Genomic DNA, 16,068 nt, shown 5'->3' with positions numbered 1-16,068 from the left:
TAGAAGATAAAAAAAACGATTTAGCTGTTCAATGAATAAAAGCAGACGGGAGGTATCTTGTGCAGAAATTGCGAGGCGTTTTCAGAAATTGAGGTTGATCTTTATCCAGGAAGCCATTACTGTACATCCATACAGTTCATTACTGAGTGATTAAATTATGCGTACTCATTTCTCTGGCTCTGCTGACCGTTCACATCGTTTCGCTTCATCCAGCTTAGCGCAACCTTCGCTGGGTGGAATCACTGAACTGCGCTCCAGCGAACAACCTGGAATGATGCAACTTATACTGCTGCCGGTGCTGAAACAGCTGAGCGAGCAATCGCGCTGGCAGCTGTGGCTCACTCCGGCTCATAAGTTGAATCGTAGCTGGATGCAGCAGTCGGGATTGCCGTTAGAAAAGAGTATGCATATCACCGAATCTGAACGTTTTAACACCGTGGAAAGTATGGTGAAGGCATTACGTACAGGTAATTACAGCGTGGTTCTAGCCTGGATTCCGTACGAATTGAGCGATGAAGAGCGTCTAGAATTGGAAAAAGCCGCGGCAGAAGGTGAAGCGCTGGGTCTGATTTTGCGTCCGCAGGGACAACAATTTGCCCCTTCCAGACAACCTAACTCAGCAAAAATTCCGTCTGAATTGTTTCATTAAGTAAATTCCAGGAATTTTCTCAGCATTTTTTTTGCATAAGTTGCATCTAAGCTACTGATTCTTTTCCCGCCAGCTATGACAATGGCTTAGACGCTTTTTTGTTTTCTAATACCGAAGATTTAGCCAGGTGATTTGTTAAAATGTGTGTATAAATCGCTGTTTTTTTGCTGCCCGGCGTCACATCATACTTGTAAGTTTCCAATCTCGTTGTAGACTTTAGCTCGCCAGGGTGCTCAATAACCTCCGTTTTTTCGGTAGAGTCAAAAGCGAGCGTTTAGACCCGGCGAAGGATTAACACAAAGAGCAACCTTTTTGCTCATTGCCTATTTGGATGATAACGAGGCGCAAAAATGAAAAAGACAGCTATCGCAATTGCAGTGGCACTGGCTGGCTTCGCTACCGTAGCGCAGGCCGCCCCTAAAGATAACACCTGGTATACCGGTGCTAAACTGGGCTGGTCTCAGTATCACGATACTGGTTACTACGGTAACGGTTACGAGAACAACAACGGTCCAACTCACGAATCTCAGCTGGGTGCTGGTGCATTCATGGGCTACCAGGCTAACCCGTACCTGGGCTTCGAGCTGGGCTACGACTGGTTAGGCCGTATGCCTAACAAAGGCAGCGTGACCAATGGCGCGTTCAAAGCACAAGGCGTTCAGCTGGCTGCTAAACTGAGCTACCCAATCACCGAAGACTTCGATGTCTACACCCGTCTGGGTGGTATGGTATGGCGTGCTGACTCTACTCAGACCAACCCAACTACTGGCCGCATCAGCGACCACGACACCGGCGTTTCTCCGCTGGCTGCTGTTGGTGTTGAATACGCACTGACCAAAAACTGGGCGACTCGCCTGGACTATCAGTGGGTTAACAACATCGGTGACGCAGGTACCGTTGGTGCACGTCCAGACAACAGCATGCTGAGCGTCGGAGTTTCTTACCGTTTCGGTCAGGAAGATGATGCAGCGCCAGTTGTCGCTCCGGCTCCAGCTCCAGCGCCAGTTGTTGAAACCAAGCGTTTCACTCTGAAGTCTGACGTTCTGTTCACCTTCAACAAGGCAACTCTGAAGCCAGAAGGTCAGCAAGCTCTCGATCAGCTGTACAGCCAGCTGAGCTCAATGGATCCGAAAGACGGTTCTGTTGTAGTACTGGGCTTCACCGATCGCATCGGTTCAGAGCAGTACAACCAGAAACTGTCTGAGAAACGCGCTCAGTCTGTAGTTGATTACCTGGTATCTAAAGGTATCCCTTCTAACAAGATCTCTGCACGCGGTATGGGCAAATCTAACCCAGTTACTGGCAACACCTGTGACAGCGTGAAAGGCCGCAATGCCCTGATCGACTGCCTGGCGCCAGACCGTCGCGTTGAAATCGACGTGAAAGGTATCAAAGACGTTGTAACTCAGCCACAGGCTTAAGTTATCACGCAGTAAAAAACCCCGCTTAGGCGGGGTTTTTTTATGGCTGAATGTAATGAGAAAGAAAAGAACTCTACTCTTTTTCCGAACCACCATTCCCAAGGATCGCCCGCAGATCTTGTTTCAGCGTAGACATCTGGCTGGCATACTTCTCTTTGCGTTCAGCATCTTCAATCAACTGGACGATAGTTTCTGACAGCGTATTACTGCGACGCTGCGCCAATCCCGCCAGTCGCTGCCACACCAGATATTCCAGATCGATCGATTTCTTACGCGTATGTTGATGCTCGGCATTAAAGTGACGCTTACGGCGCGCACGTATCGTCTGCTTGAGACGATTCTCCAAATCAGGATGAATGTGCTGGGCGATCCACTCGTTAACCTCAACCGGGCTATTTTCCATCGATAGCAGCATATCAACCGCAGCTTGCGCCGCGCTAAGCTCAAGATGACGGGTGATCAGTTCACCCTCCCGATGCTTTTTCACCAGGTATTTCCACTTCCATCCACTTTCAAGATTTTCGAGTTGCTGGTATTTCATCGGAATCTCATCGTGATCACGTAACAAACTAAGAATAACAGCTTTTTTCCTGGATGCAGCAAGGAAAAACATGTTGCAGCCGTCACAATCCGGGCCGGAACTCCGCCGTGATTAACCGGGTTGATTCCTGTATAATCGCGCTTTTCCTAAATCAGACTAATGCGAATATTTTGACCAGCACTCAAATTACGTGGCAAGCCCTGCAGCCGGATAGCGACCGCTACCAATCCATTTTCTCGAACGTCTCACTGGAAGATTGCGATAGTCTTGCCGCGGTTCAGCCGCGTCTGCTGAATGCGCTGGCGCATTTGCATCATCAAACCCTGGGTTTCCCACTGCTGCTGTTGCGCAGTCAGGAAAACAGCGATTACCTGGCCTGCATCGCCGATGCAGCGCAACGTTTCCAGCCGGATGAGATTGCTCTCTACGGTGGTGACTATCATGTGATGGGCGATAACGTTAGCCTGCTCGCGCCAACCGATATCAATCGCCCGTTCACCAGCCAGGGCGGCGTGCATTTCGCCGACTGGATTGAAGCTGAGCAACTGTTCGGTTGCGTACGTCAATATAAAGACCGTGTGCAGCCTGAACCGGGCCTACTGCATCGCGCCAATGGCGGCACGTTAATACTTGCGGTCAATACTTTGCTGGCACAGCCGCTGTTGTGGCTGCGTCTGCGTAAGTGCATTGAGCAAGGTCGCTTCGATTGGTATTCACAGGATGAGCGTCAACCGCTGCCCGTCGCCATTCCCTCGCTACCGCTGCAACTGCGTCTGGTACTGTGTGGCGACCGTGATGCACTGGCCGCCTTCCAGGAAATGGACGTCGAAGTTCATGAGATGGCGCTATACAGCGAATTTGAAGAGAGCTTACAGATTCTCGACGAAGACGACATGACTTCATGGTGCCAGTGGACGCTAACACAAGCTGAACAAGCTGGGTTAGCCCAGCCTGAAGCGGATTTCTGGCCATTGTTGATCGCCGAAGCGGCACGCATGACCGGTGATCAAGACACCTTACCGCTTTGCCCACGCTGGCTTCGTCGTCAACTGCAGGAAACGGCGTTGCATGGCGACAGCATCAATGGCGAAGCGTTAAAAGAAGCGCTGGAAGCACGCCAGTGGCGTGAAGGCTTCCTCGCCGATCGCATGCGCGATGAAATCCTGCTTAATCAGATCATGATTGAGACCGAAGGCGAAGTGGTCGGCCAAATCAATGGCCTTTCGGTGGTTGAGTTCCCGGGTCATCCGCGTCCGTGGGGCGAACCTTCACGCATTACCTGTGTGGTACATCCCGGCGATGGCGAATTCACCGATGTAGAGCGCAAAGCTGAGTTAGGTGGCAACATTCATGCAAAAGGCATGATGATCATGCAAGCCTATCTGATTGCCGAACTGGAACTGGAACAACAGCTACCCTTCTCGGCTTCGCTGGTGTTTGAACAATCCTATTCTGAAGTGGATGGCGACAGCGCCTCGCTGGCCGAGCTGTGTGCGTTAATCAGCGCGCTGGCTAATCAACCGGTTAATCAGCAGATTGCGGTGACCGGTTCAGTGGATCAGTTTGGTAACGTGCAGCCCGTCGGCGGCCTGAATGAAAAAATTGAAGGCTTCTTCCACATCTGTAATTCACGCGAACTGACCGGTAAGCAGGGTGTGATTTTCCCTGCCAGTAACGCGCGCCATCTCAGTTTGAATCAGGACGTAGTGGAAGCGGTTAAAGCCGGACAATTCCATCTTTGGGCCATTGAGAGCGTAGATGAAGCGCTGCCGCTGCTGACCGGTATTGCCTGGCAGTATGAAAGCGGCGAATCATTGCTTAGCACCATTCAGGAACGCATTACCCAGTTGAACCAGCAGGAAGCTCGCCTGCGTCCATGGCCATTACGTTGGCTCAACTGGTTCAACCACAGTTGATAAGATTGCTCAGCGTACAACTGTTCGCTAATATTCGGGCTTCACTAAAAGAAGGCATATTGAGAACATGGTAGATAAACGCGAATCCTATAGTAAAGAAGACCTGGTTGCCTCGGGTCGCGGCGAACTGTTTGGCGAAAATGGACCGCCGCTTCCATCCAACAACATGTTGATGATGGACCGCGTGGTCAAAATGACAGAAGACGGCGGTAAATTCGATAAAGGTTTCGTAGAAGCCGAACTGGATATCCGCCCCGACCTGTGGTTCTTTGACTGCCACTTCATTGGCGATCCGGTGATGCCGGGTTGCCTCGGCCTTGATGCGATGTGGCAGCTGGTTGGCTTCTACCTCGGCTGGCTGGGCGCAGAAGGTAAAGGCCGCGCTTTGGGCGTGGGTGAAGTAAAGTTCACTGGGCAAGTCCTGCCTACCGCGAAGAAAGTGACCTACAAAATCCACTTCAAGCGTGTGATCAACCGTAAACTGGTAATGGGCGTGGCAGATGGCGAAGTCTTTGTTGACGGGAACCTGATTTACTCTGCTACGGATTTGAAAGTGGGTCTGTTCAAAGACACTTCCGCTTTCTAATCCTTCCAAACGAAAACCTCCGCACGCAGCGGAGGTTTCTTCCATAATGATAGACATCCAGCAGTGCTAGGCCACCGCTGACCTGTCCTCCATGGCTTGACGCCAACCTCCCAACCAGTGAGACCGTGCATCGATCAATTGATAAGGGCATATCTCTTTTGAACGCCCTGTAATCCCGGCTTGGTAGCCTCGTGAATGTGCTCGTTCCAGGCGGTCTCTCTTCTGTCTCTTCATGCCTCGTTTCCCTCATTTTTCAGGTCTGGTGGAATCTGGGTGGAAAGAAAGAGTGGCGATATAATGTTCAACCACAGTAATGTTCTAACCCGATGCAGAAGAAAGGTCAATGCGCAAAATTCACGCCAATGTCATGTTTTTGACGTTAAAGTGCCATGTAGAATCGTCAGTGGAATGTCTATCTGGCTGATTAGGCAATAAAAAAAGCCCCTGATTTGACTGCGATCACACTACAGCAAATCAAGGACTTAGCATAAGCATCGAACAAATCTTAATTTAGCGAAACGACACTATTTGCGATTTGTTGCGCCGTTTGCTGCCAGCCGAGAGCCAGAGTACGCACCAACGCATCATAGCCATCTTCAGTTTGCGGCAGCATCAGATTAAAGCCATGTTTGATTAGGCGCCCTTGATGCTGCAGTAACCATTCGCCACTCACCACCACTTGCCCATCGTAACGTCCCTGGAAACCGGTGACATTGACGGAGAGCGTGTCGTGGCTATCGCCCAGCGGAGCACCAGCAACCAAACGGCCAGGCAGCGCTTTGCTGAGATTACTGATCAGCGTTTGCTGCAGCTGTTGATCGAGCGGACTGGCCCACAAGTTATTGGCCGCAATCACGTACTTCACATCGCTGGTCTGATACACCAGGCCATTGCCCGCCATATAATCCGGCACTGTCACCTGCTCGACCCAAATCATCGGCTGTCCAGTGCCAGCGGCACTTTCAACGCGCGCCACATTATTGCCTGTCGGCAGCTGATAATAGGTATTTTCAATGGTGCTGCTGCAGCCTGTTAGCAGCAACAGCGCCCCGATCATTAGCCCTTTTTTCACTGTTTCGCCCTCTTTGGCTGTGGATCCTGGCCCGGCTTGGCTTCAAATACCAGCGCGTTACTTTTGCTATTCAGCGTTTTCAACACCGGCTGCAGCTCACGCAGCACCTGATCAAGCCGCTGCATATCGCCCACCAGCTTGCTGTAAGCCGGTGAACCTGGCTGCAGCCCTTTCATGCTGCGATTCAGTTCACGCAGGGTTTGCTGCATGTCTGAAGGCAGCGTTTTCATCGCAGGGTTAGCGGTGATCTGATTGAGATTATCCAGCGTCTTCTGCAGCTGTTGCAGCGTGCGCTGGCTCTCTTTCAAGGTACCGGTGGCTTCATTCAGCAAAGGATTAAGTGGCAAGCCGTTAATCTTATCCAGCGCCGCCATCAATTTCTGCTGAATCTGCGCCAGGCCACCGCTGACGGTTGGAATCACTTCCAGTCCCGCCACTTCGTTCGGGCCTTTATATGCCGGTGCATTGTCGTAGAAATCGAGGTCGATAAATAGCGCGCCAGACAGCAGGTTGCCGGTTTTCAGCGTCGCACGCAGACCGCGTTTTTTGCCTTCCTGCAGATGCTGCTCAAGATTGAAATCCCCGCCCAGACGATTAACAAAACGATCCGGCTCAATGCGAATCAGCACCGGCACGCGATAGTCAGTATTCAGCGCCTGATTCACACCCGGAATCATGTAAGGCACTTGTGACACTGTACCCAGACGAATGCCACGGAACTCAACCGGTGCGCCAACCTGCAAGCCACGAATCGAATCGGTGAAGAACAGCAGGAAATCGGTGTGAGCACTGTAAAGCGAATCCTGGATGCTGCGCTGATCGTCGTACAGATGGTATTCCGCTTTGTTCTCCGCAGCACGGCCCAGCTCAGCGCCGTCCGGCACGTCAAAACTGACGCCGCCGCTGAACAGTGTGGTGAGCGATCCCATCTCTACGCGCATGCCGGATGCCGACATATCCACCGCAATGCCGCTGTCTTTCCAGAAGCGCACATTGGTGGTAATGAGGCGATCGTAGGGCGCCGAGATAAACAGCTGATAAGCCATCATACGTTTATCGGTATCAAAGGTGCTGGTTTCCACCGAGCCGACACGATAACCCCGGAACAGCACCGGATCCCCCGGATTCAACTGTCCCGCTTTTTTACTGTCAAGCGTGACACGAATCCCTTTGGCATCCGGCGGCGCTAACGGCGGTGCATCCAGCAATTGGTATCTCTCTGGCTTATCACCCTTCGCGCCCGGCTGCAGTTCGATATAAGCACCCGATAACAAGGTGCCTAAACCGGAAATACCTTCGCGGCCAATTTGCGGTTTAACTACCCAAAATGCGCTGTCGCCTTGCAGCAGCTTTTCCATACCAGAGTTGAGACGCGCTTTAATCTCAACGTGGTGCAAATCATCGGTCAGAACCGCGCTTTCCACCACGCCAACGTTAACGCTGCGGCTCTTAATGGCGGTTTTACCTGCTTCGATGCCTTCCGCGTTCTCAGTAATCAGCGTCACTTCCGGACCCTGATGGCTGAAGTGATAAAAAAGAATCCATCCGCCGATTAACAGCGTGACGATGGGTACAATCCAGACCGGTGACCAGCGTTTAATCTGGTCGACCTTAGCAGTCCCGTGATGGTTGTCCGTCAAGACGCGGCTCCTTACGTTCAGTTTCTCGTTGTCGATCCCACAGTAGGCGCGGATCAAAGGTCATGGCGGCAAACATCGTGAGAATCACCACCATGGCAAACAGCAGCGCACCCGGCGCAGGATACACACTCATCAGTCGTCCCATGCGCACCAGAGCGGAGAGAACGGCGATGACAAACACATCAATCATTGACCAGCGGCCAACGAACTCAACCACCTCATAAACCACGTGCATCTTTTCATCATCGCGTCCGCCGCGTCCGCTGCCGTGCCAGCACAGCCAGGCAATCGCCAGCATTTTCAGCGAAGGCACCATGATACTGGCGATGAAGATCACCAGCGCTACCGGCCACGAACCGTCGCTCCACAGCAAAATCACCCCGGCCATAATGTTCGAGGGATACTGCGAACCGAGCGTTTCGGTCACCATGATCGGCATGATATTGGAGGGAATGTAGAGCATCACCGAGGTGATCAGCAGCGCCAGCGTCCATTGCAGACTGTGCTTGCGGCGCGCATGCGCCTTCACACCACAACGCGGACACGACAGTTGGTCGGCGGGCAGAATAGCGGTGCAACAAGGACAGCTACGCAAACCCTGCTTTAAGCCGCTAACACCGGCCAGCGGCACTTTCGGCAGCGGCGGTAACGGATCGATACGTTGCCACACCCAGCGGCGATCAACACATTGAAACGCCCGCAAATGCAGCACGCAGAACAGGCACCACGGCCAGAAACTGCTGCCGAGGCCAATCTCGCCATACGCCATCAGCTTGACGAAACTGACCAGCACGCCGGCCATAAAGATTTCCGCCATGCCCCAGCTACGCAGCTGAAACAGCACGCGCGCCAATCCAAGCCGCAGGTTATGCGGCATGCGAACGTTATTGACCAGCAGGATAATGGTGATCATGCAGAAGGCGGGAATGCCCTGCACAAATAGCAGAAACAGCGTTGCCAGGCTGCGGTAATCTTCACGATCCATCACCTGCGGAATTTCGAGCAGCGATATCTGGCTGCTCAATCCCGCGACGTGCATATTGATGAAAGGAAACAGATTGGCCAGCACCAGCATAAACAGCGCCGAAAGGGCGTAGCCGGTCGGACGTCGACGCGGCTCCTGCCAGTTGGCTTGCAGCGTGGTGTGACAACGCGGGCAACGCGCACGGCTGCCGACCGGTACAGCGGGCAGCTTTACTGTTAAATCACACTGTGGACAAAGACTCCACTGATGCGCTTGATCCGCTGCACACATGCTGACTCCTTCCGTTTACGCGCCGTTTTTCAGCGCTTCCAGCTCTTCCCAACGTTCAAACGCCACTTCCAGTTCCTGCTCGGTTTGCGCTAACGCATCCAGAACGGGCTGGGTTTTATCGTGTGGCTGGCTGAAGAAGTCCGGATGACTCATTTTAGCCTGCAACTCACCGATGCGGGTTTCCAGCTGTTCGAGTTTTTGCGGCAGCTGTTCCAGCTCACGTGCCAGGTTATAGCTTAGCTTGTTGGCTGGACGTTTGGCGACGTCACTTTTCTCTGCTGTTTTCGTCGGTGCAGCCGGTTTGGCCTGAGTGGCTTTGCCCTGCTTATACGCGGCGCGCTGCTGCTGCGCATCGTGATAGCCACCCACAAAGGTCCCGATTTCGCCGTTGCCTTCGAAGATCCAGCATTCAGTCACGGTGTTGTCGACGAATTGACGATCGTGGCTCACCAGCATCACCGTGCCCTGGTAACCATCCACCAGCTCTTCCAGCAGTTCCAGCGTTTCGACGTCGAGGTCGTTAGTCGGTTCATCGAGAATCAGCAGGTTGCTTGGCTTGAGGAACAGACGTGCCAGCAGCAGGCGGTTACGTTCACCGCCAGACAAGGCGCGCACTGGCGTCATGGCGCGTTTCGGATGGAACAGGAAGTCCTGCAGGTAACCGAGCACATGGCGCGGTTTGCCGTTAACCATCACTTCCTGCTTACCTTCAGCGAGGTTATCCATCACGGTACGATCCGGATCCAGCTCAGCGCGGTGCTGATCGAAGTAAGCGATTTCCAGTTTAGTACCACAGTGCACGCGGCCGCTGTCGGCTTTCAGCTGATCCAGCATCAAACGCAGCAAGGTGGTTTTACCGCAACCGTTCGGGCCAATCAGGGCGATTTTGTCGCCGCGCTGCACCTGAGTAGAGAAGTCTTTCACCAGGGTTTTACCACCCACGCTGTAATTGACATCTTCCATCTCAAACACGATTTTACCGGAACGTGCCGCTTCGCCGACCTGCATATTGGCTTTGCCCATCACTTCACGGCGTGCAGAGCGCTCGTTACGCAGCGCTTTCAAAGCACGAACGCGGCCTTCGTTACGCGTGCGGCGCGCTTTGATGCCCTGACGGATCCACACTTCTTCCTGCGCCAGCTTGCGGTCGAACTCGGCGTTTTGCATCTCTTCGACGCGCAGCGCTTCTTCTTTACCGGTCAGGAACAGATCGTAGTTGCCCGGCCAGGAAACCAGCTTGCCGCGATCGAGATCGACAATACGCGTTGCCATGTTGCGGATAAATGAACGGTCATGCGAGATGAACACGATGCTGCCGCTAAAGGTCTTGAGGAACGTTTCCAGCCAGTCGATGGTTTCGATATCGAGGTGGTTCGTCGGTTCGTCGAGCATCAGCACGCGCGGGTTGCTCACCAGCGCGCGGCCCAATGCCGCTTTACGCAGCCAGCCGCCGGAAAGTGAGGACAACTCGGTATCCGCATCCAAACCAATCTGCAGCAGCACGTCGTTAATACGGCTATCCAGCTGCCACAGATTCTGATGGTCAAGAATGGTTTGCAGACGGCCCATCTCGTTGAGGTTCTTCTCGCTCGGATCTTCCATCACCAGATGGGAAATCGCGTGATAAGCCTTGAGATGCTCCGCCTGCTCGGCCACGCCTTCGGCAACGAAGTCGTAAACCGAGCCGGTAATGTTGCGTGGCGGATCCTGTTGCAGACGCGCCACCACCAAATCCTGCTCATAAATGATGCGGCCATCATCCAGCGGCTGTTCGCCGTTGATGATTTTCATCAGCGTCGATTTACCGGCGCCGTTACGGCCAACCAGACAGACGCGTTCGCCCTCTTCGATATGCAGTTCGGTGTTATCCAACAGCGGCGCATCGCTGAACGAGAGGTAAGCGCCATGGATACTGATCAGTGACATAAAACTTATTCCTTACCGGCGTGGCTAACCAGCCAGCAGTTGTGAATTTGACGGTTGCGCGCGAAATCCTGCGACAGCGTTTTTTGGGTAATTTCCTGCGCCTGCAGACCCAGACGTTCTAAGCCGTCGAGATCCATTTTGAAGCCGCGCTTATTGTTGGAGAACATAATGGTGCCACCGCGACGCAGCAGACGTTTCAGGTTCTGCATCAGCATCATGTGATCGCGCTGCACGTCGAAATCGTCTTCCATGCGCTTAGAGTTAGAGAACGTCGGCGGATCGATAAAGATCAAATCGAACTGTTCGTCACTCTCGCGTAACCAGCTCAGGCAATCCGCGTGCATCAGGCGGTGCTGACGACCGGTTAAACCGTTAAGACGCAGGTTGCGCTCGGCCCACTCCAGATAGGTACGCGACATATCTACGGTGGTGGTGGTTTTCGCGCCACCCAAACCGGCGTGCACGCTGGCGGTGCCGGTGTAGGCAAACAGATTCAGGAAATCTTTGCCTGCGCTCATTTTGCCCAGCATCTGGCGTGCGATACGGTGATCGAGGAACAAACCAGTATCCAGATAATCGGTGAGATTCACCAGCAGGCGCGCATCAAATTCCTGCACTTCGAAGAAATCGCCCTTCTCGCCCAGCTTTTGATACTGGCTTTTGCCTTTCTGGCGCTCGCGGGTTTTCATCACCAGACGATTCGCCGGGATCTCCAACACGCTCAGCGTTGCACTAATTACATCGAACAGACGCTGACGCGCTTTGTTGGCGTCCACGGTTTTCGGTGGCGCATACTCCTGGATCACCACCCAATCAGCGTAACGATCGACCGCCACGTTGTACTCTGGCAGATCGGCGTCATACAGACGATAACAGTCGATATTCGACTGGCGCGCCCATTTATCCAGTTTCTTCAGATTCTTACGCAGGCGGTTAGCAAAATCTTCCGCAATCTGCGCGCCGCCTTCTGCGCTGGTCGCAGCCAGCTGATAGTTTTTCTGCACGCACTCGAGCGGGCCGTTTTTGGCTTTGAACTGGCGATCGGCACGCAGTTGCAAGCAACTCAGCAGCTCCGGCGAGGCGCTGAACAGCGACAGATTCCAGCCGCCGAAATTCTGCTTCATAATGCGGCCCAACTGGCTGTGCAGCGCAATCAGCGCCGGTTCGCTTTCCAGACGTTCACCGTACGGCGGGTTGCTCAATACCGTACCGGTAATCTCCTTGCCCGCCAGCGGATTCTTCAGCTTGATCACATCCTGCTGCGCGAAGGTGAACAGCTCGAACACGCCGGCACGACGAGCATTGGCGCGCGCCGATTCCAGCACGCGGCTGTCATTATCGTAGCCAAAGAAACGGGCGGTCGCCGCAGCGGTACCCACGCGTGCGCGCTCTTTCGCGGCAGCATGAACTTCCTGCCAGACCGCCTGATTGTGTTTCTTCCAGCGATTGAAGCCCCAATGGCTGCGCAACAGGCCAGGCGCGCGATCGCAGGCGATCAGCGCCGCTTCCAGCAGCAGCGTACCGGAACCACACATTGGATCGACCAGCGGCGTGCTGCTCTGCCAACCCGAACGCATCACAATCGCCGCCGCTAAGGTTTCTTTTAACGGCGCCGCGCCGGTTTGCTGGCGATAGCCGCGCTGATGCAGTGAATCACCGCTCAGATCCAGCGCGATGCTGACGCGATCTTTGTTCAGCCACGCATTGATGCGGATGCCCGGTTGTTCACGATCAACGTTCGGGCGTTCCAGATTCTGGCGGGTAAAGCTGTCCACGATGGCATCTTTAATACGCAACGCACCGAACTGGCTGTTGCGGATCACCTCATTGGTGCCGCTAAAATGGATGGCAAAACTGGTGTTGCTGTCGAACATCTCGGTCCATGGAATACTTTGCGCACCCACGTAAAGATCGAGATCGCTCCAGACGCCAAATTCTCCCAGCGGCAGCAAAATGCGCGAAGCCAAACGGCTCCACAGCAGGCTTTGGTACATTACATGGTCGTCGGCCTGAAAGTGGACGCCGCCCTGCACCACCTGCAAATCCTGCGCACCCAGCGCGTCTAGCTCACTTTTCAACAGCTCTTCGAGCCCACGCGCCGTACTGGCAAACAGAGAATTCATATCGTCACTTTTTACTCTTGCTTAAATTGCTGCGCATTATAGCGAATCAGCGTGCTATGTCATAAAGTTAGCTTCTTTTAAACTTATGACCCTATTTCTGGAGTGGTGATGATTACGCTTTCACGCCTTTACATCCATCCCGTTAAATCTATGCGCGGTCTGCAACTGTCGCATGCGCAGGTGCTGGAAAGCGGTCTGGGCTTTGATCGCATCTTTATGGTGACCGAACTGGACGGCACGTTTGTCACCGCGCGCCAGTTTCCGGAAATGGTGCGTTTCACGCCTGCGCTGCTGCCGGATGGCCTGTTTTTACAAGCACCGGATGGATCGCAGGCGCTGATCCGCTTTGCCGATTTCACCGCTGAGCAGTCACCTACCGAAGTATGGGGCAACCATTTCACCGCGCGTATTGCACCGGAAACGATTAATAGCTGGTTGAGCACCTTCTTCCCGCGTCCGGTGCAACTGCGCTGGACCGGCGCGGAACCGACGCGCCGCGTGAAGCGTTTTGATCATGTGCCGCTGAGCTTTGCTGACGGTTTTCCCTACTTGCTTGTGAACATGGCCTCGTTGCAGGATCTGCAACAACGCTGTCCGGCCAGCGTGCGTGTTGAGCAGTTCCGACCCAATCTGGTCGTAAGCGGCGCGGCCGCATGGGAAGAAGATAGCTGGAAACGTCTGCAAATTGGCGAGATTAGCTTTGAGATGCCGAAGCCGTGCAGCCGCTGCGTGTTTACCACCGTCGGCACCGAAACGGGTCAAAAACATCCTAATGGCGAACCGCTCACCACCTTGCAGGGTTTCCGCAGCGCGCAGGATGGCAGCGGCGATATTGATTTCGGCCTGAATTTGATTGCGCTCAATAGCGGCATTATTCGCGTTGGCGATGCGGTGACCATTTTAGAGAAGCAAACGCCGCGCGCATACGGTGCGGGCGCCGTGGTCGAAACGCTGGCACCTGACGCTAGCAGCCACAGCGCAGTAACTATCGATTATCAGGGAGCGAGCTTTAGCGGCGACAATCAGCAAGTGTTGCTGGAACAACTGGAGATGCAGGGTTTCCGCATTCCCTACTCGTGCCGCGCCGGACTTTGTGGCAGCTGCAAAGTGACGTTGGTCGCGGGTGAAGTGAAAGCACTGAAGAAAAGCGCGGTGCGCGCAGATGGCACGATCTTAAGCTGCAGCTGTATTCCGGCAGGCGATATCGAACTGGCGTAAGCCGATCACACCGCCCGCGCGAAGTGGGCGGTTTGTTCCTGCTGCTGTGGGCGCAGACGATCGTTCATGATCTTGATCGCATCACCCAGCTGCATACCTTTCCCCGCCACGCTTAACGCGTTTTGCGCCAACAAGCACAGCGCCGCATTTTCACCGCTTTCAACCACAAACAGTTGTGCCTTTTCGCCGCTATCGGCCAGCGTCACCGCCACCATATCGCCTGCTGCCGGCTGCCAGCTGTGTGCGTGATTGGTGAAGTGCCAGCTTTTAGGCATCAGGGGTTTGAGAAATCGGCTGGCCACCAGCGCGTTTAATACTAATTCGGCACGCTGATCGCCTTTTAATCCACTCTGACGGCAACGTTCTTCAAAAGTAAAATAAAGCGCGGCGTCATCAACGCAAAAACCGCTGACATTAAATGCATCAGGCGTCAGCATTTTGCGCGAGAAGCGCGAGCGAAATAACATGCCGTCGGCTAAATCCAGCATCATGCGGTCATGCTCTGCGTCGAAATACCAACGCCAGTTGTCATCAGGTTTGATTTTCATGATCTGCCCTGTGGTTTATCGCTGCGCTAAATGGCGCTTAATTAAAAAATAAATCTGAGAAAAAGCTGAAAAATGCACCAGCAGGACAAAATATAAACGAGCCGAAGGGATAAATAAACCCCTCGGCGCAGTAAAGTGGGAAATGTCTTAGAGGTGGGTCACGATATCTTTAATTAAGCCTGGGCCTTTATAAATAAATCCGGAGTATATCTGCACTAATGTTGCACCCGCGGCAATTTTCTCGCGCGCAGAAACCAGGGAATCAATACCACCGACGCCAATAATAGGTAAGCGGCCCTGCAGCTCTTGCGCCAGGCGGCGAATCACTTCGGTACTGCGTGACTGCACCGGACGACCACTTAATCCGCCCGCTTCTTCGGCATATTTAAGGCCGGTCACCAGCGAACGATCGAGCGTAGTATTGGTGGCAATCACACCATCAATATTGTGGCGCACCAAACTGTCGGCAACCTGGATCAATTCCTCTTCAGTCAGATCCGGCGCGATCTTTACCGCCACCGGCACATATTTAAGGTGCCGTTCTTGCAGCTCTCGCTGTTTTAATTTGATGGCGGAGAGAAGATCGTCCAGCGCTTCACCATATTGCAGCGTGCGTAATCCTGGCGTGTTCGGTGAGGAAATATTGATGGCAATATAACCGGCGTGGGCATATACCTTTTCCATGCAAATCAGATAATCGTCTTTGCCTTTCTCGACCGGCGTATCTTTATTTTTGCCAATATTGATGCCGAGAATGCCTTTAAAGCGCGACTTTTTGACGTTGGCGATCAGATGATCAACGCCGTGATTATTAAACCCCATGCGGTTAATAATCCCTTCCGCAGGCACTAAGCGGAACATACGCGGTTTATCATTTCCCGGTTGCGCCAGCGGCGTTACCGTTCCCACTTCGACAAAACCAAAGCCCATCGCGCCGAAGGCATCAATGCACTCGGCATTTTTGTCGAGGCCGGCCGCTAAGCCGAGCGCGTTCGGGAAGGTTAATCCCATGCAGGTGACCGGACGGGATGGCAGCGACTGGCGAATCAGCCCTTCCAGCGGGGTGCCGCTGATAAAACGCAGTTGTTGAAAGGTGAGTTCGTGCGCACGCTCAGGATCAAGCTTAAACAGCGCCGGCCGGACGATAGGATATAACATGCACTCTCCTCAATG

At 53.6% G+C, this 16,068-nt stretch carries 14 protein-coding genes; 5 read left to right on the top strand and 9 right to left on the bottom strand.

Features of this window, described 5'->3' with window-relative positions; translation table 11 throughout:
* Positions 1-157 precede the first annotated feature (157 nt).
* The gene (gene sulA / locus RTM06_RS06700; protein WP_312180842.1) at positions 158-649 is read left to right on the top strand and encodes an SOS-induced cell division inhibitor SulA; all 492 of its coding nucleotides are present in this window, start codon (positions 158-160) and stop codon (positions 647-649) included.
* A gap of 350 nt (positions 650-999) precedes the next feature.
* The gene (gene ompA / locus RTM06_RS06695) at positions 1,000-2,070 is read left to right on the top strand and encodes a porin OmpA (protein ID WP_049851043.1); all 1,071 of its coding nucleotides are present in this window, start codon (positions 1,000-1,002) and stop codon (positions 2,068-2,070) included.
* Between the two features lie 73 nt (positions 2,071-2,143).
* Here ompA and matP read toward each other — a convergent pair whose 3' ends face one another.
* Complete coding sequence (matP, locus tag RTM06_RS06690) at positions 2,144-2,611, bottom strand: macrodomain Ter protein MatP (protein WP_293796005.1); 468 nt, start codon at positions 2,609-2,611, stop codon at positions 2,144-2,146.
* A 53-nt stretch (positions 2,612-2,664) separates the two neighbouring features.
* On the opposite strand from matP, the gene RTM06_RS06685 reads away from it, so the two are divergent.
* Together RTM06_RS06685 and fabA are read left to right on the top strand one after the other, a co-directional pair.
* Positions 2,665-4,527: a Lon protease family protein gene (locus RTM06_RS06685; RefSeq protein WP_312180836.1), complete on the top strand. Its 1,863-nt coding sequence runs from the start codon at positions 2,665-2,667 to the stop codon at positions 4,525-4,527.
* Positions 4,528-4,594: 67 nt separating this feature from the next.
* Positions 4,595-5,113: a bifunctional 3-hydroxydecanoyl-ACP dehydratase/trans-2-decenoyl-ACP isomerase gene (gene fabA / locus RTM06_RS06680; protein WP_007887361.1), complete on the top strand. Its 519-nt coding sequence runs from the start codon at positions 4,595-4,597 to the stop codon at positions 5,111-5,113.
* Positions 5,114-5,179: 66 nt separating this feature from the next.
* Here fabA and rmf read toward each other — a convergent pair whose 3' ends face one another.
* The 6 genes from rmf to rlmKL all read right to left on the bottom strand — a co-directional run bounded on the left by rmf (position 5,180) and on the right by rlmKL (position 13,129).
* Positions 5,180-5,347 carry a ribosome modulation factor gene (rmf, locus tag RTM06_RS06675; RefSeq protein WP_071531634.1) on the bottom strand — a complete coding sequence of 56 codons (168 nt, stop codon included), beginning with the start codon at positions 5,345-5,347 and terminating at the stop codon, positions 5,180-5,182.
* 271 nt (positions 5,348-5,618) lie between these two features.
* The gene (pqiC, locus tag RTM06_RS06670) at positions 5,619-6,185 is read right to left on the bottom strand and encodes a membrane integrity-associated transporter subunit PqiC (protein ID WP_312180831.1); all 567 of its coding nucleotides are present in this window, start codon (positions 6,183-6,185) and stop codon (positions 5,619-5,621) included.
* The gene (pqiB, locus tag RTM06_RS06665) at positions 6,182-7,825 is read right to left on the bottom strand and encodes an intermembrane transport protein PqiB (protein WP_256696118.1); all 1,644 of its coding nucleotides are present in this window, start codon (positions 7,823-7,825) and stop codon (positions 6,182-6,184) included. Before pqiB ends, pqiC begins: the two co-directional genes overlap by 4 nt.
* Positions 7,797-9,080 carry a membrane integrity-associated transporter subunit PqiA gene (pqiA, locus tag RTM06_RS06660; protein WP_312180828.1) on the bottom strand — a complete coding sequence of 428 codons (1,284 nt, stop codon included), beginning with the start codon at positions 9,078-9,080 and terminating at the stop codon, positions 7,797-7,799. Before pqiA ends, pqiB begins: the two co-directional genes overlap by 29 nt.
* A gap of 15 nt (positions 9,081-9,095) precedes the next feature.
* Complete coding sequence (locus RTM06_RS06655) at positions 9,096-11,006, bottom strand: ABC transporter ATP-binding protein (RefSeq protein WP_256696116.1); 1,911 nt, start codon at positions 11,004-11,006, stop codon at positions 9,096-9,098.
* Between the two features lie 5 nt (positions 11,007-11,011).
* Entirely contained in the window at positions 11,012-13,129 is a 2,118-nt protein-coding gene (gene rlmKL / locus RTM06_RS06650) for a bifunctional 23S rRNA (guanine(2069)-N(7))-methyltransferase RlmK/23S rRNA (guanine(2445)-N(2))-methyltransferase RlmL (protein ID WP_312180825.1), read from the bottom strand.
* A 108-nt stretch (positions 13,130-13,237) separates the two neighbouring features.
* Between rlmKL and RTM06_RS06645 the strand changes: the two genes are divergently transcribed.
* Positions 13,238-14,347, top strand: a complete 1,110-nt coding sequence (locus RTM06_RS06645; RefSeq protein WP_312180823.1) for an MOSC N-terminal beta barrel domain-containing protein — start codon at positions 13,238-13,240, stop codon at positions 14,345-14,347.
* A gap of 5 nt (positions 14,348-14,352) precedes the next feature.
* Here RTM06_RS06645 and RTM06_RS06640 read toward each other — a convergent pair whose 3' ends face one another.
* Together RTM06_RS06640 and pyrD are read right to left on the bottom strand one after the other, a co-directional pair.
* Positions 14,353-14,895 carry a cell division protein ZapC gene (locus tag RTM06_RS06640; protein ID WP_256696114.1) on the bottom strand — a complete coding sequence of 181 codons (543 nt, stop codon included), beginning with the start codon at positions 14,893-14,895 and terminating at the stop codon, positions 14,353-14,355.
* A gap of 147 nt (positions 14,896-15,042) precedes the next feature.
* The gene (pyrD, locus tag RTM06_RS06635; RefSeq protein WP_312180821.1) at positions 15,043-16,053 is read right to left on the bottom strand and encodes a quinone-dependent dihydroorotate dehydrogenase; all 1,011 of its coding nucleotides are present in this window, start codon (positions 16,051-16,053) and stop codon (positions 15,043-15,045) included.
* Positions 16,054-16,068 lie beyond the last annotated feature (15 nt).

This window comes from Pantoea sp. CTOTU46764, from assembly GCF_031974595.1.
GTDB classification, from domain to species: domain Bacteria; phylum Pseudomonadota; class Gammaproteobacteria; order Enterobacterales; family Enterobacteriaceae; genus Pantoea; species Pantoea trifolii.
The sequence above is the reverse complement of the archived record's forward strand: the minus strand, read 5'-3'. Positions and strand labels throughout refer to the sequence as shown.